We start from the raw sequence: 17,865 nt of genomic DNA, 5'->3' as shown, positions 1-17,865 counted from the left end.
GGCCGCGTCTCGTCCGAACGCCGGACGGGCTGGAATGCCTGGACCGGCGCCGGGAATGGCCGCGTCTCGTCCGAACGCCGGACGGGCTGGAATGCCTGGACCGGCGCCGGGAGTGGCCGCGTCTCGTCCGAACGCCGGACGGGCTGGAATGCCTGGACCGGCGCCGAGAATGGCCGCGTCTCGTCCGAACGGCGGACGGGCTGGAATGCCTGGACCGGCGGCGAGAGGCACCGGGCTCGTCGTCGAACGCCGGACGGGCTTCGGGCCCCTTGATCGTCCCAGTAGGGTCATCCCCGTGAGTAACGAACACATCACGCTGACCGCGGGTGACGCGGAGGTGGACGTGCTGCCGGGGAACGGTGGGCGGGTCGGGGGGCTTCGGGTCGGGGGGACGGAGTTGTTGCGGCAGGGGGAGCGGTTCGGGTGTTTCCCGATGGTTCCCTGGTGTGGGCGGATCCGGGACGGGCGGTTCCTGGACGGGGCCGTCGTGCGGCAGATGCCGTTGAGCGCCCCGCCGCACGCCATCCACGGCACGGCACGCGACGGCGCCTGGAAGGTGGCCAGGGTCGCCGGTGACGAGGCCGTCATCACGTACGACCTGGTCGAGCCCTGGCCCTACGCCGGCCGCGTCACCCACGTCATCGCGCTCACCCCGGACAGTCTCAGCCTCACCATGTCCGTCGAGACGTACGAGACGTCCTTCCCGGCCCAGATCGGCTGGCATCCCTGGTTCAACCGGAACCTCGGAGGAGCGGGCGCCCAGGACGCGCTGCTCGACTTCAGCCCCGCCTGGCAGGAAGAGCGCGGTGACGATCATCTGCCCACCGGGAACCGGATCGAGCCCCGGCCCGGGCCCTGGGACGACTGTTTCGGGATGCCCGGTGGTGTCGACGTCACGCTCACCTGGCCGGGGCAGCTGGAGCTGAAGGTGGCCAGTCGGGAGGAGTGGGTCGTCGTCTACGACGAGCAGGAGGCCGCCGTGTGTGTCGAGCCGCAGACTGGGCCGCCCAACGGGCTGAACACCCTGCCCCGCCTGGTCACGCCCCTGGAGCCGCTCGAGGCCGCGACCGTCTGGAGCTGGCGGCGCCTCTAAGCTGGGCGGCATGACTGACGTACGTGGCGCGCTGTTGCAGCAGATCAAGGACAAGGCCGTGGTGCACGGCAAGGTGACCCTGTCTTCGGGGCTGGAAGCCGACTACTACGTCGATCTTCGGCGCATCACCCTCGACGGGGAGGCCGCTCCGCTGGTCGGGCAGGTGCTGCTCGATCTGACCGCGGAGCTGGAGTTCGACGCGGTGGGCGGGCTCACCATGGGCGCCGACCCCGTCGCCGCCGCGATGCTGCACGCCGCCGCCGCGCGTGGGAAGCGTCTCGACGCCTTCGTCGTGCGCAAGGCCGCCAAGGCGCACGGGCTGCAGCGGCAGGTCGAGGGGCCGGACATCGCCGGGCGGCGCGTGCTCGTCGTCGAGGACACCTCCACCACCGGCGGCTCGCCGCTCACCGCCGTCGAGGCCGTGCGCGCGGCCGGCGCCGAGGTCGTGGCCGTCGCGACGATCGTCGACCGGGCCACCGGAGCCGCCGAGAAGATCCAGGAGGGTGCGGGCGTGCCGTACCTGTTCGCGTTCTCCAAGGACGAGTTGGGGCTCGACTGACCTCCGTCCCGGCGGATGTCCGTCTCGGCTGCTGACAGGCGCTCGGAGCATCCCGGTTCGTCATGGAAAGATGGCCCCGGCGATGCCGACGATGACGTCGCAATCGAGGTCTAGGTCAGGGCCGTAAAGAAGAACGCTGTACGCAGTACGTCAACCCGCACACTCCAAGGAGCGGACAGATGCCCATCGCAACCCCCGAGGTCTACAACGAGATGCTCGACCGGGCGAAGGCAGGCAAGTTCGCCTACCCGGCCATCAACGTGACCTCCTCCCAGACCCTGCACGCGGCCCTGCGCGGCTTCGCGGAGGCGGAGAGCGACGGCATCATCCAGATCTCCACGGGTGGTGCGGAGTTCCTCGGCGGCCAGCACAGCAAGGACATGGTCACCGGCGCCGTCGCCCTGGCCGAGTTCGCGCACATCGTCGCCAAGAAGTACGACATCACCGTCGCGCTGCACACCGACCACTGCCCGAAGGACAAGCTCGACGGGTACGTACGCCCGCTGATCGCCGTGTCCGAGGAGCGTGTCGCGCGCGGTGAGAACCCGCTGTTCCAGTCGCACATGTGGGACGGTTCGGCCGAGACCCTCGCCGACAACCTCTCCATCGCGCAGGAGCTGCTGGAGCGCGCCCGCGCCGCGAAGATCATCCTCGAGGTCGAGATCACCCCGACCGGTGGCGAGGAGGACGGCGTCTCGCACGAGATCAACGACTCGCTGTACACGACCGTCGACGACGCCATCCGTACCGTCGAGGCCCTCGGTCTCGGCGAGAAGGGGCGCTACCTGCTCGCCGCGTCCTTCGGCAACGTGCACGGCGTGTACAAGCCGGGCAACGTCGTGCTCCGTCCCGAGCTGCTGAAGGAGCTGAACGACGGCGTCGCCGCCAAGTACGGCAAGGCGTCCCCGTTCGACTTCGTCTTCCACGGCGGCTCCGGCTCCTCCGCCGAGGAGATCGCGACGGCGCTGGAGAACGGCGTCGTCAAGATGAACATCGACACCGACACGCAGTACGCCTTCACGCGTCCGGTGGCGGCCCACATGTTCCAGAACTACGACGGTGTCCTGAAGGTCGACGGCGAGGTCGGCAACAAGAAGACCTATGACCCGCGGACCTGGGGCAAGCTCGCCGAGGCGAGCATGGCCGCGCGCGTGACGGAGGCCTGCTCGAACCTGCGCTCGACGGGTACGAGGATCAAGTAGTTCTCCGGTCCCTCCCGGGACACTTCCGAGCCCGGCGCCTGTCTACGGCGCCGGGCTCGCTGTATACCTGGGACCATGCCCGACGTCAGGCTGGCCTCACCGCAGGGCAAGTGGATCCTGCTCACCACCGTCCTCGGCTCCAGCATGGCGATGCTGGACTCGACCGTCGTCAACGTCGCCCTCCCGCGCATCGGCGAGGACCTCGACGCCGACCTCGCGGCGCTCCAGTGGACCGTCAACGCGTACATGCTCACGCTGGCCGGGCTGATCCTGCTCGGCGGCTCGCTGGGGGACAGGTACGGGCGGCGCCGGATCTTCGTGGTCGGCGTGGTGTGGTTCGCCCTGGCCTCGCTGCTGTGCGGGATCGCCCCGAACGCCGGTGTGCTCATCGCCGCGCGGGCGCTGCAGGGGATCGGCGGCGCGCTGCTCACGCCCGGCTCCCTCGCCCTCATCCAGGCGTCCTTCCACCCCGACGACCGGGCGCGGGCGGTCGGCCTGTGGTCGGGTTTCGGGGGCGTGGGCGCGGCGGTGGGCCCCTTCCTGGGCGGCTGGCTGGTGGACGGGCCCGGCTGGCGCTGGGTGTTCCTCCTGAACGTCCCGCTGGCGCTGGCGTGCGCGCCGATCGCCGTACGGCATGTCCCGGAGTCGGGGGACGGCAGCAAGCACGGCCGCTTCGACGTCCTCGGCGCGGTCCTCGGCGCCCTGTCCCTCGCCCTGGTGACGTACGCGCTGATCGAGGCCCAGGAGGGCTCGGTGGTCGTCGCCGTCTCCGCGGCGGCCGGTGTGGCCGCGGGGGTCGGCTTCGTCTACGTCGAGAAGCGCCGGCCGGATCCGATGATGCCGCTCGGCATCTTCGCGTCCCGCCAGTTCACCGCCGTCAACCTCGTCACCCTCTGTGTGTACGCGGCCCTCGGCGGCTTCTTCTTCCTCGCCGCGCTCCAGCTCCAGGTCGTCTCCGGCTACTCCGCTCTGGGCGCCGGTACGGCCCTGCTCCCGACGACCGTCCTGATGCTGCTGCTCTCCGCCCGCTCCGGCGCGCTCGCCGACCGGATCGGCCCACGCATCCCGCTCACCGTCGGGCCCCTGCTCTGCGCGGTCGGCATGCTGCTGATGCTGCGCGTCGGCCAGGACGCCTCGTACGTCGCCGACGTGCTGCCCGCCGTGCTCGTCCTCGGCATCGGCCTGGTCACCCTCGTGGCCCCGCTCACCGCCACCGTCCTCGCCTCCGTCGACGTCGCCCGCGCGGGCCTGGCCAGCGGCATCAACAACGCGGCGGCCCGGGCGGCGGGCCTGATCGCGGTGGCCGCACTGCCGCTGCTCGCCGGCATGGGGGAGGAGGCCTACCGCTCGCCGGACGCCTTCGACACGGCCTTCGGGCGGGCGATGATGTGGTGCGCCGGGGCCCTGGTCGTCGGCGCGGCCATCGCCTTCGCGACGGTACGTCCCCTGCCCCCGGACTGCCGCAAACCGGAATGCCTCCACCACGGCTCGATCAATTCGCCGCCGCTGGAGGGGGTGCGGAGCAAGTCGCAGGTGCCGACGGAAGGCGAGGGGTAGGCGCGGGTGCGGGGAGCTCTGCCGGAGCCGGCCCGCATGATCCAGCCCGTCCGGTGTGTGAGGACGAGGCCCGTTCAGGGCCGACAGCGGTGGTCCGGGGGCCGCAGGCCCTCAGGGGGCGGGGGCGAAGGGGCGGCAGCGCCTGGCGGACGGGACGGGCAGGGGCGGCGGAGGCGACGACACGACACCCACTGCTCCCGGCGATGGCCCACACTTGACCCATGGCCATTCACGAAAACCTCCTCGGGGGCCCGCCCCCGACTCACCTCCCCGACGACCCCGAGCCGCGCGAGCTCCTCGCCGGCGGCACCGCCCCCGCGGACGTCGCAGCGAAGTACCCCACCTCCTCCCTGGCCTGGGCCCAGCTGGCCGACGAGGCCTTCGAACGCGGCAGCGTCGTGGAGTCGTACGCCTACGCCCGTACGGGCTACCACCGCGGCCTGGACGCCCTGCGCCGCAGCGGCTGGAAGGGCCACGGCCCGGTCCCCTGGGAGCACGAGCCGAACCGCGGCTTCCTGCGCGCCCTGCACGCCCTCGCCCGCGCCGCGGGATCGATCGGCGAGCAGGAGGAGTACGAGCGCTGCTCACAGTTCCTGAAGGACTCCTCGCCGACGGCCGCCCAGACCCTGGGCTAGCCACCGTGCCTCCCCTGTCGTGGGGCCCGCCGGTGTGACGAGGGCGGGCCTTGCGATGCGGGGGGACATCCCTGAGGATGCCGGGTGGGGACCGGGGCCCCTTTGTCGATAACGGCAGGGCGGACCGCTACCCGGAGTTACACAGGAGACAGCGATGTCCCAGCAGGCTCACAGGTCCGCAGAGACTCAGGAGCCCGAGACCCCGAATCTCGACTTCGCAGGCACGACGCCGTACGAGGACTACGTCAAGGCGGACGTGCTCACCCACCTCCAGCACACCCTCTCCGACGATCCCGGAGAGATGGTCTTCCTGGTCACGACCCAGGTCATGGAGCTGTGGTTCACCGTCATCGTCCACGAGTGGGAGACCGCGGCACGCGCCCTGCGCGAGGACCGCCCGGCCGTGGCGATCGACGCCCTGAAGCGTTCGGTACGGGAACTGGACGCCCTGAACTCCTCCTGGAAGCCGCTCGGCCAGCTCACGCCGGCCCAGTTCAACTCGTACCGCAGCGCCCTCGGCGAGGGCTCCGGCTTCCAGTCGGCGATGTACCGCCGGATGGAGTTCCTGCTCGCCGAGAAGTCCGCGTCCATGCTGGTGCCGCACCGCGGCGCCCCCCGTGTCCACGCGGAGCTGGAGAAGGCTCTGCACGAGCCGAGCCTCTACGACGAGGTGCTGCGCTTCCTCGCCCGGCACGGCTGCCCGATCCCGCAGACCGTGCTGAAGCGGGACGTGTCGCAGAAGTACGAGCCGTCGCCGGCGGTAGAGGCTGCCTGGACCGCGATCTACTCCGGCGACCAGAACTCCGAACTCGCCCGCTTGGGCGAGGCGCTCACCGACGTGGCCGAACTGGTGTGGCGCTGGCGCAACGACCACCTGGTCGCCACCCGGCGCGCGATGGGCGCCAAGGCGGGCACGGGCGGCTCCGCCGGCGTGGCCTGGCTGGAGAAGCGGGCGCAGAAGAACGTCTTCCCGGAGCTGTGGACGGCGAGGTCCCATGTCTGAGTTCGCCGAACTCGCCACCAAGGCCGAGAAGCTCGACGCGACCGACGAACTCGCGGGCAAGCGCGCGGAGTTCATGCTCGACGAGGTCGTCTACCTCGACGGCAACTCGCTGGGCGCCCTGCCGTCGAACGTGCCCGGACGGGTCGAGGACGTCGTACTGCGGCAGTGGGGGCGGATGCGCATCCGCTCCTGGGACGAGAGCGGCTGGTGGACGGCGCCGGAGCGGATCGGCGACCGGATCGCCCCGCTGGTCGGCGCGGCGGCCGGCCAGATCGTGGTCGGCGACTCGACAAGTGTCAACGTTTTCAAGGCACTTGTCGCCGCCGTACGGATGGCGGAGGCCGCAGGTTCCGGCCGGGACGAGATCCTGGTCGACGCGACCACCTTCCCCACGGACGGTTACATCGCCGAGTCGGCGGCCCGGATGACCGGCCGTACGCTACGGCCCGTGACGCCCGCCGAGGTGCCGGCGGCGCTGTCCGGCCGTACCGCCGCCGTCCTCCTCAACCACGTCGACTACCGGACCGGCCGGCTGCACGACCTGCCGGCCCTCACCGCCGCCGTGCACGCGGCGGGCGCGATCGCCGTGTGGGACCTGTGCCACAGCGCCGGCGCGCTGCCCGTCGGACTCGACGAGCACGGGGTCGACCTGGCGGTGGGCTGCACGTACAAGTACCTCAACGGCGGCCCGGGTTCACCGGCGTACCTGTACGTACGCCGAGACCTTCAGGACCGCTTCGACTCCCCGCTCCCCGGCTGGAACTCGCACGCCGAACCCTTCGGCATGCGTCCCGCCTACGAGCCGGCCGCGGGCGCCCCGCGCGGCCGTGTCGGCACGCCGGACATCCTCTCCATGCTCGCCCTGGAGGCGGCCCTGGAGGTCTGGGACGGTGTGTCGGTCGAGGCGGTGCGGGCCAAGTCGCTGGCGCTGACGGACTTCTTCCTGGAGTGCGTCGGCGCCTATGTGGGGGAGGGTCGCGTCGAGTCGCTGACCCCGGTGGCCCATGACGAACGCGGCAGCCAGGTGGCCCTGCGCTGCGAGAACGCCGGGGAGGTCATGCAGCGGCTCATCGAGCGAGGGGTCGTCGGCGACTTCCGGCATCCCGATGTGCTGCGGTTCGGATTCACGCCGCTGTACGTGGGGTTCGCGGAGGTGGAACGGGCGGCCCGGGTGCTGGGGGCGCTGCTGCCGGGGGAGCCCCCGCGCTAATCGGCGTACACCCCCGCCACGGCAGCCGCATGCGCGGCCCGCGCTGCGCGCTCCGCGGCGGGGGCGTCGGGGGTCACCCCGGTCGTCAGCAACTCGTAGTAGAGGGGTGCCGACACCGCCCGTACGACCGCCTTCGCGTCCGTACCGGCGGGCAACTCCCCTTTGGCAACGCCCTGTTCCACGCACGGCGCCCACTCCGCCACCCGCATCTCGTAGAACCGGCGGAGCGCCTGCGCCGTACGTTCGTCGCAGGTCGCCGCGGCGATGACGGCACGGAACAGGGCGCCCTGCCGGGGATCGGCCAGCGTCCGCTGCACCAGCGCCGCGTTGGCGAGCAGGTCGCCCAGCACGGACCCGGTGTCCTCGCGTGGCAGCGACTGCTCTGCCATGTCGGCGAGCAGGTCGGCCACCAGCCCGGTCACCGAGCCCCAGCGCCGGTACACGGTGGTCTTGCCGACCTCGGCCCGGCGGGCGACGTCGGCGAGGTCGAGACCGTCGAAACCCTGCTCCGCCAGGACGTCCCCGGCCGCCCGCAGCACGGCCTCACGGACACGCGCGGTACGCCCTCCGGGACGTACGGTGCCGGGCTCGGCGGACATATCGGCCTCCTTGGTGCGCGTGCGATCTACGACCCCAGCGTAACGGAACAGTGGAACCGTTTACCCTTCACCCTGCGTGACATCCCCGTGTCCACGCACGTCACCCGCCTGATACCGTCCCCGCCAACGGCCGAATTCCCACGTGGTCCGCCACTCCGCTTTCGTCCAAATCCGTTTCGTCGCTGAGAGGTTGAGCATGCCGGACGACGTCGCAGCAGCCCGGGCCGCCGCCGAAGAGGAGTCCGCCTTCTCGCACCCGCCCGTCGACCCCGACGCCATCGCCTCGTACGGCGACCACCCCGACCAGGTGATCGACTTCTATGCGCCGCGCGGCGAGGCCGTCCCGGGCGACCCGGCTCCGCTGGTCGTCGTGCTGCACGGCGGGGCATGGCGGGCTCCGTACGACCGGCGGCATGTCACGCCGTTCGCCGACTTCCTGGCGCGGCGCGGGTTCGCCGTGGCCAATGTGGAGTACCGGCGGGGGGCGGCGGATTCCGGTACGAGTGCCGGTACGGGCGCCCCGGTCGCCGGACGCTGGCCGGACACGTTCGACGACGTCGCCGCCGCGCTGGACGCGATGCCCGCTCTCCTGCGGGAGATGCTCCCGCAGGCCGACCCGCGCCGGACCGTGGTCACCGGCCACTCGGCCGGCGGTCACCTCGCCCTCTGGGTGGCGGCCCGCCATGTCCTGCCCGCGGACGCCCCCTGGCGCACCGGCCGCCCCGCGCCCCTGCGGGGTGTCGTCGCGCTGGCCCCGATCGCCGACTTCGCGGTCGCCGACAAGCTGGACGTCTGCGGCGGAGCGGCGCAGCAACTCCTCGGCGGAGGAGTGGAGTTCGCCGAGCGTCAGCCGTACGCCGACCCCGCGCTCCTGCTCCCGACGGGCATCGCGACGACGCTCGTCCAGGGCCGGACGGACGTCGTGGTCCCGCAGGCGGTCGCCGAGTCGTACGCGGACGCGGCGGCGAAGGCGGGGGAAGTGATCGGTCTGACCCTGCTGGAGGACGTCGGCCACTTCCCGCTGATCGACCCTGCGGCGGATGCCTGCGCGGTGGTGGCGGAGGAGATCGCGCAGCTGGCGTGGTGAGTTCGCAGGTGCCCCCTCACCTGCACGTATCCCGTCAGACGCACCTGTCCCGTCCCCCGCACGCGCCCCGCCCTGAGCGGCCCCTGAATGGAGGGCCCCTTCATACCCGTAGTACCTGAGAGCTACATCGCAGGTGAGCTCCCTGGCATGACGCGGACGACAGGTCCGAATCCGTAACTTCCCTTCCAGGTAGGCCCGATGGCCGGGCGGACTGGAAGGGATGACGACCATGGGGCGTACGACGGGGGCAGCGGGGGCGAGCTCGTCGGGCAGGGTGGGCGGGCGTGGCGAGTCGGGGGACTCGAGTGGGCCGACCGAGCGGAGTGGGCCGACCGAACCGAGTGAGTCTCGGGGGGCGAAGAAGGCTCGCCGCACGTACAGACTGCGCCGGGCCCTGCTCGCCGCCGTGATCACCGGTGCCGTGGTCGTCCCGCTGTCCGGCGCGGCGCGGCCCGAGATACCCGCCCCGAAGCCGGCCGTCCTCGCGCCGGTCACGGCGGCGACGCTGGACGAGGCGTACGCCGCCAACCGCGCCAACGCCGCCGAGGCGTCCCGCATGGCCGCGGCCGACGGCCATCGCGAACGCGCCGCCGCGGACCGTGCGATGGCCGACCCGTCCCGCCGCTTCCTCACGTTCGACGGCCGCGGCCCCGGCCTCGCGACGGAGGTCTTCGGCGACCTGGCGCACGCCGACCGCATCGCCGTCCTGGTCCCCGGCTCCGACACGTCCATCGACACCTACGACCGTTTCCGCAACGCCGCCCGCGCGCTGCACGAACGCCTCACCCGGGAGGCCCCGCAGGGCACGCGCACCGCGGTGGTGGCCTGGCTCGGCTACGAGACGCCGGGCACGATCAGCGTCACGGTCGCCACGGCGGGACGGGCCGAGGAGGCGGCGCCGAAGCTGCGGGAGTTCGTACGGCAGCTGCGCGCCATCCCGGATCGCACGTCGAGCATGAGCGGCGCGTCGAAAGGGCCGGCCGAAGAGGGGCCGCACGTCTCCCTGCTCTGCCACTCCTACGGTTCGGTGGTCTGCGGCCGCGCGGCCTCCGACGTCGATGTGGACGACATCGCCCTGATAGGCAGCCCAGGCACCGGCGTCGACACCGCGGGCGCCCTGCACACCGCGGCCCGCGTCTGGGCGGCCCGTGGCGGTGACGACTGGGTGGCCGAGGTCCCGCACGTCAGGTTCGACCTGCTCGGCACGACCGTCGGCTTCGGCACCGACCCGATGTCGCCGTCCTTCGGTGCCCGGGTCTTCGCGGCGGGCGACGGCGGCCACAGCGACTACTTCAGGCCCGGCACGGCGTCCCTGGCGAACCTGACCCGCATCGTCCTGGGCGAGACCTCGGAGGTGACCCATGGCTGAGTCCACGATCACCGGGCGGGCGCGCGGTGCCCGGCGGGGCATACCGGAGGGCATCCGGCGGGGCGCCGCTCACGTCGACGCCGTCACTCCCATCGAACGGGACCGGGCGGTCGACGCCCTGCGCGCCTTCGCCATCCTCGGCGTCGTGCTCGGCCACTGGCTGGTGACGGCTCTGGTGGCGGACGGCGAGTCCGGACTGCGCACCGCGAGCCCGCTCCAGCACATGCCCTGGCTGGCCCCGATCTCCTGGGCCTTCCAGACTCTCGCCGTGTTCTTCCTGGTCGGCGGCCATGTGGCGACCCGCGGCTACACCTCGGCCCGAGCGCGCGGCACGACGTACGGACAGTGGTTGAGGTCCCGTATGTCCCGCCTGTTCAAACCGGTGGCGGCCGTCCTCACCCTGTGGACGGTGATGTCGGTGCTGCTGCTCCTCTCGGGCACGGACATCGACACGGTCCACACGCTGCTCAAACTGGCCCTGTCCCCCCTGTGGTTCCTCCTGGTCTTCGCGGCGCTGACGGCGGTGACCCCCCTCCTCCTGCGCCTGAACCCCCTGTGGCCCCTGGCCGTCGTCCTCCATGTGGACCTTCTCCGCTTCGGCCTGGGCGGCCCCGCGTGGCTCGGCTGGGTGAACGTGGCGGCCGGCTGGCTGGTGCCGTTCAGCCTGGGCGCGGCGTGGACCCGGGGCGAGCTGGAGCGCCGCCGCGCGGGCTGGATCCTGCTGACGGGCGGCGCGGCGGCGACGGCGGCGTTGGTCGCCTGGGCGGGCTACCCGGCGTCCATGGTCGGCGTCCCCGGTGCCGGCATCTCCAACCTCAACCCGCCGACCCTGGCCGCCGTCACCTTCGGCCTGGCCCAGTGCGGCCTGGCCCTGCTCCTGCGCGAGCCCCTGCGCCGCACGATGCGCCGCCCCCTGGCCTGGGCGGCGGTGGCCCTGCTCAACCTCTCCGCGATGACGATCTTCCTCTGGCACCAGACGGCCCTGATGGCCACCACTGCCACGGGCCTCCTGGCAGGCCACCTCCCCGGCCTGCACACACTCCCCGACAACCTCACGTGGGTGGCGGCCCGCCTGGCATGGCTCCCGGTGTTCACCCTGGCCCTGGCAGCCTGCTGGACGACGTTCCGCCTCTACGAACAAGGCCCACGCCGCACCAAGGGCCGCACATCCAAGGTGATCCGCTCCCACCCCACCCCACAGAGCGGGAAAACCAAGGCCAAGCACCATGCCTAGTGTTGACCCCGTGAATGGCGAGGAGGACAGGCCGACGGCCGTCGAGGGGGAGCGGGGGCCGACTGCGGGGGCAGGGGGTGAGGGTGGCTCGCGGGTGGGGCCGGCAGGGGTTGCGGGTGAGCAGGCCTCGCAGGTGCGGCCGGCAGCCGCCGATGACGCGTACGCCCCACTGGGGCGGCCACACGCACCCGCACCCGCGCCCGCACGCAAGAAGCGCCCCCTCCCCACCAACCTTCGCAAACCCTTCGGGAGAACGTGGCGCCGCTGGCTGACCATCCTCCTCACCACCTGGATCGCCCTGGGCGTCTCCCTCGCCGGCGGCAACGATCTCAGCGCCAGCTACGACCTGAGCACGGCCCACGGTCTGATCGCCGGCTTCGCCCAAGGCATCGCCCTGTGCCTGGCCCTGTGGCGCCCGGGCCGGGCATGGGCCCTGAGCCTGACGGCCACCTTCATCACCGCCTTCGTCGTCCGCCCTCACCTCGCGGAAAACGCGCCCCCCGCCCCCAACTGGCCCTGGGCCACCCCCGAAGTCATCGCCCACGCCGGCGTCCTCCTGCTCCTGGCCCTCCGCGTGCCCACCCGCAGGTCCGTCGCGGCCCTCGCGGTGTCAGGGCTGGCCACCTTCGCCCTCCAGGGCCAGTTCGGCGGCACGAAATACGCCGGCACCGGCGCCGCGGCGGTGGCCATCTTCGCCATCGCCGTCATCGTCGGCACCGCCCTGCGCGGCCGCAAGGAGGCCCGCACCCAACTCGTCGAGCAGGAAACGCTCACCGCGGAGGAACGAGCCCACCGCACCCTGCTGGAGGAGCGCAGCCGGATCGCCCGTGAACTGCACGACGTGGTCGCCCACCACATGTCGGTCATCTCCATCCAGGCCCAGGTCGCCCCCCACCTCGTCGAGAACCCGTCCGACGAGCTGAAGGAGAACCTCGACGGCATCCGGCAGAACGCCCTGGAGGCGCTCACCGAACTCCGCCGCGTCCTGGGAGTCCTGCGCTCGGAACACCCCGACAACCCGGCAGCGGCCGGCACCGGCACAGGCGCCGGATCGACCACCGCCCCGCACGCTCCCCAACCCACCCTCGACCGGCTCGACGCGCTCGTGGAGAACACCCGGGCCGCCGGCCTGACCGTGACCCTCGACGTCACCGGCGCGGTCCGCGAGCTGCCGCCCGGTGTGGAGCTGTCGGCGTACCGGATCGTGCAGGAGGCGCTGAGCAACGTACTGCGGCATGCCCCCGGCGCGACCGCCCGCGTCGAAGTCGTCCACGAGCGCAGCGGCCTGACCGTGTGGGTCGCCAACTCGCGGCCGGAGCGTCCCGCGCCGCCGTCGCCGGGCGCCGGGCACGGCCTGCTCGGCATGCGGGAGCGGGCCGCGATGCTCGGCGGCGCCCTGTCGGCGCACCCGTCGCCGGACGGCGGCTACCTGGTGAGCGCGTATCTCCCCGCATACCCGCGCCTCGACGGCCTCGGCTACGTTCCCCAGGGTCCCCATGACGCCCACACCCCCGCCCCGGACAAGGACGGCACCGCATGACGAGCAGCCCCATCCGCGTACTCATCGCCGACGACCAGCAGATGGTCCGGCAGGGTTTCACCGTGCTGCTCAACACCAAGCCCGACATCGACGTGATCGGCCAGGCGGTCGACGGCCTCGACGCGGTCACGAAGGTCGCCGACCTTCTTCCCGATGTCGTGCTGATGGACATCCGCATGCCCGAACTCGGCGGCATCGAGGCCACCCGCCGCATCACCGCCGCGACACCGCAGATCAAGGTGCTGGTGCTGACGACCTTCGACCTCGACGAGTACGTGTACGAGGCGCTGCACGCGGGCGCCTCGGGCTTCCTGCTGAAGGACGCCTCCGCCGACCAGCTGGCCGAGGCGGTCCGGGTCGTGGCGGCCGGCGACGCCCTGCTCGCGCCCGGCGTCACCCGGCGGCTGATCGTCGAGTTCTCCCGCCTGGTCAAGCGCCCCCGAGCTCCGCTCAAGGAACGGGTCGGCGACCTGACCGAACGCGAGACGGAGGTCCTCGCGCTGATCGCGCAGGGGCTGTCGAACGCGGAGATCGCCGAGCGCCTCGTCGTGGCCGAGCAGACCGTGAAGACCCACGTGGGCCGGATCCTGGTGAAGCTGGGCCTGCGGGACCGTACGCAGGCGGCGGTGTTCGCGTACGAGTCGGGGCTGGTCCGGCCCTCCGGATACTGAGCGGCACCGCAGCCCACGGACCGCCCGCACCCGGCCGCGACCAGCAGCGATACCCGTAGTACCTGAGATGGACCTGCAGGAACCCCTCTCACTGGGGACGACCGCGACATGGCCCTGCGCCTACCGTTCTGTACGTGACCGAGACGACTCAGATGCCGACCCCGCCATCCGGCGACGGGGCCAAGACGCGCAGCCCCGAGTTCCGGCTGGCCGCGAACGCCCTACAGGGCCTGCGCAAGGATCTGTTCCACGACGCCTTCGCCTACCGCCCACTGGCCCGGATGAAGGTCGACGGCCCCGTGACCCGGCGGCTGCCGGGCCGCATGCGTGAGTACGCGGCCTGGACACCGCATGGCCTGATCGCCACGATCGGCCTGCTCACGCTCCTCATGTCCGCCGCGGACAACGACAAAGGGGCGCTGCTGCTCGGCCCGCTCGCCTTGATCCCGATCCTCCTGACCATGGTCCGGCCGGTCGGCGCGTTCTGGCTCTCGATGGCGGCCACCCCGGTCAGCCACGTCTTCGGCAGCTCGTGGGACGGCTGGCCGTGGCTGCCCGCGGCCTTCCTCTGCCACCTGACGGTGCTGACGGTCGTGGCCATTCGCACCAGGCCCCGCACGGCCGCCTACATGTGGGCCGTCACCGCGGCCTACGCCTTTGTGGCGGACCTGCTGTTCGGCCCGGCCTACTACGGCACGAACTCCGGCCCCATGCTGATCCTCTCCGCACTGATGCTGCTCGTCGTCGCCGTCTGGCACACCCGCAAGGAGGCCCGGCAGGAGGTCACCGCCCAGCAGACCGTGACCGCTCAGGAGCGCTCCAGGCGCACCCTGCTGGAGGAGCGCACGAACATCGCCCGTGAGCTGCACGACGTGGTGGCCCATCACATGTCGGTCGTCGCCATCCAGGCGGAGGCCGCCCCCTACCGGGTGGAGAACCCGCCGCCGGAGCTGGAGCGGGCCTTCGCCACCATCCGGGAGAACGCGGTGGCGGCCCTCACCGAACTGCGCCGCGTCCTGGGCGTCGTCCGCGCCGAGGACTACGAGGCCCCGGACGCCCCGCAGCCCACCCTCGGCGACCTGGACGCGCTGCTGGCCAACGTGCGGGACGCGGGACTGAGCGTGGACAAGACGGTGATCGGCGCGGTCCGCGAGCTGCCGCCCGGTGTGGAGCTGTCGGCGTACCGGATCGTGCAGGAGGCCCTGAGCAACAGCCTGCGGCACGCGCCCGGCGCGAGCGCCCGGGTGGAGGTCGGGTACGTTCTCGGTGGTCTCGGCCTGCGCATAGTCAACGGGCCGCCGCCCGCGCCGGCCCTCGTGAAGCCCTCGCCGGGTGCCGGGCACGGCATCACCGGGATGCGGGAGCGCGTCACCATGCTGAACGGTGAGATGACGGCGGACCGGACGGAGGACGGCGGCTACGAGGTGGCCGTGTTCCTGCCGGTCGCCATGACGACAGAGGACGGCTCATGACCATCCGCGTGCTGATCGCGGACGACCAGATGATGGTGCGCGAGGGCTTCTCGGTCCTGCTGAACGCGATGCCGGACATCGAGGTCGTCGGCGAGGCGGTCAACGGACGGGAAGCGGTGGACCGGGTCCGTGAACTCACCCCGGACGTCGTGCTGATGGACATCCGCATGCCCGAGCTGAACGGAATCGAGGCGACCCGGGAGATCGTCGCGGCCGACGGCGCGGCGAAGGTGCTGGTGCTGACGACCTTCGACCTCGACGAGTACGTGTACCAGGCACTGCGCGCAGGAGCCTCGGGCTTTCTGCTGAAGGACGCCTCGGCACGCCAACTCGCCGACGGAGTAAGGGTGGTGGCGGCCGGCGAGGCGCTGCTCGCCCCCTCCATCACCCGGCGGCTGATCACGGAGTTCTCCAAGCTGTCCGACTCCCCGCGTCTGATGTCGTCCGCGCACGCGGCGTACGGGGATCTGACCGAGCGGGAGACGGAGGTGCTGGTGCTGATCGCACAGGGCCTGTCGAACTCGGAGATAGCCGAGCGGCTGGTGGTCGCCGAGTCGACGATCAAGACCCACGTCAGCCGGATCCTGGTGAAGCTGGGGCTGCGGGACCGTACCCAGGCGGCGGTGTTCGCGTACGAGGCGCGGCTGGTCACGCCGGGCTGAGCGGACACCCCTGGTCAGGGAGGGGGAGGTGGGGCTAACGTCCGGGCATGGCAGCTCCTTCCGCCCTCGCGTTCGACCCGTGGGACCCGGCGTTCCTCGCCGACCCGTACCCCGCCTACGCAGAGCTGCGGGACCGGGGCCGGGTGCACTGGTTCGAGCCGACGAACCAGTGGCTGGTCCCGCACCACGCGGACGTCTCGGCACTGCTCCGTGACCGTCGCCTGGGGCGGACGTATCAGCACCGTTTCACGCACGAGGACTTCGGGCGGACGGCGCCGCCGCCGGAGCACGAGCCGTTCCACGTCCTGAACGACCACGGGATGCTCGATCTGGAGCCGCCGGACCACACCCGGATCCGCCGGCTGGTGTCGAAGGCGTTCACGCCGCGCACGGTGGAGCAGCTGAAGCCATATGTGCAGGGGCTGGCCGGCGAGTTGGTGTCGGGGCTGGTCGAGGCGGGTGGCGGTGATCTGCTGACGGACGTCGCGGAGCCTCTGCCGGTCGCGGTGATCGCCGAGATGCTGGGGATTCCCGAGTCGGACCGGGCGCAGCTGCGGCCCTGGTCGGCGGACATCTGCGGGATGTACGAGCTGAACCCGTCCGAGGAGACGGCGACCAAGGCGGTCCGGGCGTCGGTCGAGTTCTCGGAGTACCTCCTGGAACTGATCGCGGCCCGCCGCAAGGAGCCGGGCGACGACCTGATCTCGGGTCTGATCGCGGCGTACGACGAGGGCGACCGCCTCACCGAGCAGGAGATGATCTCGACGGCGGTCCTCCTGCTGAACGCCGGCCACGAGGCCACGGTGAACTCCACGGTCAACGGCTGGTGGGCGCTGTTCCGCAACCCCGACCAGCTGACGGCCCTGCGCGCCGACCACTCCCTGATCCCCTCGGCGATCGAGGAGCTGATGCGCTACGACACCCCGCTGCAGCTCTTCGAACGCTGGGTGCTGGACGAGATCGAGATCGACGGCACGACGATCCCGCGCGGCGCGGAGATCGCCATGCTGTTCGGCTCCGCCAACCACGACACGACGGTCTTCGACAACCCGGCCGCCCTGGACCTCACCCGCAAGGACAACCCGCACATCTCCTTCAGCGCCGGCATCCACTACTGCATCGGCGCCCCGCTGGCCCGCATCGAACTGGCGGCGTCGATGACGGCCCTGCTGGAGCAGGCGCCGACCCTGCGGCTGGCGGCGGAGCCGGAGCGGAAGCCGAACTTTGTGATCCGGGGGCTGGAGGGGCTGAGCGTCGAGGTGGGCTGATCACCCGATCGGCTGTTCGCTGAGCGAATCCCGATCGACTGTCGTTGGCGGCTCGGCAAGCTGGTGCCTGCCTACGAAGGGAGGCACCATGACGGTTATGGCAGAGCGTGCTTTGCAGTCGCCCCAGATGTCGGTGGAAGAGTTCGAGAGGATCGCCGCGTTCGCGGCCAAGGAGACCGACGACGCCGTCAGGTTGGAGTTCATCAACGGACGGATCGGGGTCAAGAAGGTGGCCGACGGGGACCACGACACCATTGTCGTGTGGCTGAGCAAGCAGTGTATGCAGTTCCGGCCCGACCTCGACCTGTACCAGGGCCGGGGGCTGTGGGTGGAGCAGTATCGCGAGGGCCGGGCTCGGCCCGATGCGGTGCTGGTACCGGAGGAGCACTTCGCCGGACATGGTGAGTGGGCCGACCCGAGCGGCGTGCTGCTGGTACTTGAGGTCACGTCGTTCGACTCCGACTCCGACACCGACAAGCGTGACCGCAACGAGAAACCGGTTGCGTACGGCGCCGCAGGTATCCCGTTCTACCTGCTGATCGACCGGGACGCGTGCACACTCAAGCTTTACAGCGATCCGGTACCTGAGGTCGGGTACGGCAACTGTCGCACCGTACCTTTCGGAGACACGCTCGTCCTGCCCGAGCCCCTCGGCATCGAACTCGACACCGAGAAGCTCAAGCAGTACGTCGACTGATCCGCCC

General features: G+C 71.5%; 17 protein-coding genes. 16 read left to right on the top strand and 1 reads right to left on the bottom strand.

From position 1 onward, the window contains the following. Positions 1-295 precede the first annotated feature (295 nt). The 7 genes from ACWGDB_RS38195 to kynU all read left to right on the top strand — a co-directional run bounded on the left by ACWGDB_RS38195 (position 296) and on the right by kynU (position 7,259). Positions 296-1,093: an aldose epimerase family protein gene (locus ACWGDB_RS38195; RefSeq protein WP_383615024.1), complete on the top strand. Its 798-nt coding sequence runs from the start codon at positions 296-298 to the stop codon at positions 1,091-1,093. A gap of 10 nt (positions 1,094-1,103) precedes the next feature. After that, positions 1,104-1,652, top strand: coding sequence for an orotate phosphoribosyltransferase (gene pyrE, locus ACWGDB_RS38190; RefSeq protein ID WP_453826659.1), 549 nt, complete (start codon positions 1,104-1,106; stop codon positions 1,650-1,652). Between the two features lie 179 nt (positions 1,653-1,831). Further along, positions 1,832-2,854 carry a class II fructose-bisphosphate aldolase gene (gene fbaA / locus ACWGDB_RS38185; RefSeq protein ID WP_453826658.1) on the top strand — a complete coding sequence of 341 codons (1,023 nt, stop codon included), beginning with the start codon at positions 1,832-1,834 and terminating at the stop codon, positions 2,852-2,854. Positions 2,855-2,929: 75 nt separating this feature from the next. Then, positions 2,930-4,411: an MFS transporter gene (locus ACWGDB_RS38180; RefSeq protein ID WP_453826657.1), complete on the top strand. Its 1,482-nt coding sequence runs from the start codon at positions 2,930-2,932 to the stop codon at positions 4,409-4,411. A gap of 221 nt (positions 4,412-4,632) precedes the next feature. Continuing rightward, positions 4,633-5,046: a DUF3151 domain-containing protein gene (locus ACWGDB_RS38175; RefSeq protein WP_453826656.1), complete on the top strand. Its 414-nt coding sequence runs from the start codon at positions 4,633-4,635 to the stop codon at positions 5,044-5,046. Positions 5,047-5,200: 154 nt separating this feature from the next. Beyond that, the gene (locus tag ACWGDB_RS38170) at positions 5,201-6,049 is read left to right on the top strand and encodes a tryptophan 2,3-dioxygenase family protein (protein WP_453826655.1); all 849 of its coding nucleotides are present in this window, start codon (positions 5,201-5,203) and stop codon (positions 6,047-6,049) included. Next, a complete protein-coding gene (gene kynU / locus ACWGDB_RS38165; protein ID WP_453826654.1) occupies positions 6,042-7,259 on the top strand; it encodes a kynureninase in 1,218 nt (405 codons plus the stop codon). Before ACWGDB_RS38170 ends, kynU begins: the two co-directional genes overlap by 8 nt. Here kynU and ACWGDB_RS38160 read toward each other — a convergent pair. Next, complete coding sequence (locus ACWGDB_RS38160) at positions 7,256-7,858, bottom strand: TetR/AcrR family transcriptional regulator (RefSeq protein WP_453826653.1); 603 nt, start codon at positions 7,856-7,858, stop codon at positions 7,256-7,258. The two genes, kynU and ACWGDB_RS38160, sit on opposite strands and share 4 nt — an antisense overlap. A gap of 196 nt (positions 7,859-8,054) precedes the next feature. On the opposite strand from ACWGDB_RS38160, the gene ACWGDB_RS38155 reads away from it, so the two are divergent. The 9 genes from ACWGDB_RS38155 to ACWGDB_RS38115 all read left to right on the top strand — a co-directional run bounded on the left by ACWGDB_RS38155 (position 8,055) and on the right by ACWGDB_RS38115 (position 17,858). Further along, the gene (locus ACWGDB_RS38155; protein ID WP_453826652.1) at positions 8,055-8,945 is read left to right on the top strand and encodes an alpha/beta hydrolase; all 891 of its coding nucleotides are present in this window, start codon (positions 8,055-8,057) and stop codon (positions 8,943-8,945) included. A 229-nt stretch (positions 8,946-9,174) separates the two neighbouring features. Beyond that, complete coding sequence (locus tag ACWGDB_RS38150; protein WP_453826651.1) at positions 9,175-10,314, top strand: alpha/beta hydrolase; 1,140 nt, start codon at positions 9,175-9,177, stop codon at positions 10,312-10,314. Beyond that, positions 10,307-11,548 carry an acyltransferase family protein gene (locus ACWGDB_RS38145; protein ID WP_453826650.1) on the top strand — a complete coding sequence of 414 codons (1,242 nt, stop codon included), beginning with the start codon at positions 10,307-10,309 and terminating at the stop codon, positions 11,546-11,548. Before ACWGDB_RS38150 ends, ACWGDB_RS38145 begins: the two co-directional genes overlap by 8 nt. 169 nt (positions 11,549-11,717) lie before the next feature. Continuing rightward, entirely contained in the window at positions 11,718-13,088 is a 1,371-nt protein-coding gene (locus ACWGDB_RS38140) for a sensor histidine kinase (RefSeq protein WP_453826660.1), read from the top strand. Beyond that, positions 13,085-13,759, top strand: coding sequence for a response regulator (locus ACWGDB_RS38135; RefSeq protein ID WP_427840635.1), 675 nt, complete (start codon positions 13,085-13,087; stop codon positions 13,757-13,759). Before ACWGDB_RS38140 ends, ACWGDB_RS38135 begins: the two co-directional genes overlap by 4 nt. Positions 13,760-13,893: 134 nt before the next feature. Beyond that, positions 13,894-15,231: a sensor histidine kinase gene (locus ACWGDB_RS38130; protein WP_453826649.1), complete on the top strand. Its 1,338-nt coding sequence runs from the start codon at positions 13,894-13,896 to the stop codon at positions 15,229-15,231. After that, positions 15,228-15,893, top strand: a complete 666-nt coding sequence (locus tag ACWGDB_RS38125; protein WP_369272472.1) for a response regulator — start codon at positions 15,228-15,230, stop codon at positions 15,891-15,893. The genes ACWGDB_RS38130 and ACWGDB_RS38125 overlap by 4 nt, the downstream gene beginning before the upstream one ends. 47 nt (positions 15,894-15,940) lie before the next feature. Further along, positions 15,941-17,161, top strand: coding sequence for a cytochrome P450 (locus tag ACWGDB_RS38120; protein ID WP_453826648.1), 1,221 nt, complete (start codon positions 15,941-15,943; stop codon positions 17,159-17,161). 88 nt (positions 17,162-17,249) lie between these two features. Further along, positions 17,250-17,858 (top strand): Uma2 family endonuclease, encoded by a 609-nt coding sequence (locus ACWGDB_RS38115; RefSeq protein WP_453826647.1) that lies wholly within the window; start codon positions 17,250-17,252, stop codon positions 17,856-17,858. Positions 17,859-17,865 lie beyond the last annotated feature (7 nt).

Source organism: Streptomyces sp. NPDC055013 (assembly GCF_053608645.1).
This window is presented reverse-complemented; position numbering and strand designations above follow the sequence as displayed.

Bases quoted from the DNA above. Each gene is read 5' to 3' on its own strand.
- ACWGDB_RS38170 (WP_453826655.1), top strand. From the start codon at position 5,201: ATGTCCCAGCAGGCTCACAGGTCCGCAGAGACTCAGGAGCCCGAGACC.
- ACWGDB_RS38120 (WP_453826648.1), top strand. From the start codon at position 15,941: ATGGCAGCTCCTTCCGCCCTCGCGTTCGACCCGTGGGACCCGGCGTTC.
- kynU (WP_453826654.1), top strand. From the start codon at position 6,042: ATGTCTGAGTTCGCCGAACTCGCCACCAAGGCCGAGAAGCTCGACGCG.
- ACWGDB_RS38160 (WP_453826653.1), bottom strand. From the start codon at position 7,858: ATGTCCGCCGAGCCCGGCACCGTACGTCCCGGAGGGCGTACCGCGCGT.
- ACWGDB_RS38125 (WP_369272472.1), top strand. From the start codon at position 15,228: ATGACCATCCGCGTGCTGATCGCGGACGACCAGATGATGGTGCGCGAG.
- fbaA (WP_453826658.1), top strand. From the start codon at position 1,832: ATGCCCATCGCAACCCCCGAGGTCTACAACGAGATGCTCGACCGGGCG.
- ACWGDB_RS38155 (WP_453826652.1), top strand. From the start codon at position 8,055: ATGCCGGACGACGTCGCAGCAGCCCGGGCCGCCGCCGAAGAGGAGTCC.
- ACWGDB_RS38175 (WP_453826656.1), top strand. From the start codon at position 4,633: ATGGCCATTCACGAAAACCTCCTCGGGGGCCCGCCCCCGACTCACCTC.
- ACWGDB_RS38145 (WP_453826650.1), top strand. From the start codon at position 10,307: ATGGCTGAGTCCACGATCACCGGGCGGGCGCGCGGTGCCCGGCGGGGC.
- ACWGDB_RS38180 (WP_453826657.1), top strand. From the start codon at position 2,930: ATGCCCGACGTCAGGCTGGCCTCACCGCAGGGCAAGTGGATCCTGCTC.
- ACWGDB_RS38115 (WP_453826647.1), top strand. From the start codon at position 17,250: ATGACGGTTATGGCAGAGCGTGCTTTGCAGTCGCCCCAGATGTCGGTG.
- ACWGDB_RS38135 (WP_427840635.1), top strand. From the start codon at position 13,085: ATGACGAGCAGCCCCATCCGCGTACTCATCGCCGACGACCAGCAGATG.
- ACWGDB_RS38150 (WP_453826651.1), top strand. From the start codon at position 9,175: ATGGGGCGTACGACGGGGGCAGCGGGGGCGAGCTCGTCGGGCAGGGTG.
- pyrE (WP_453826659.1), top strand. From the start codon at position 1,104: ATGACTGACGTACGTGGCGCGCTGTTGCAGCAGATCAAGGACAAGGCC.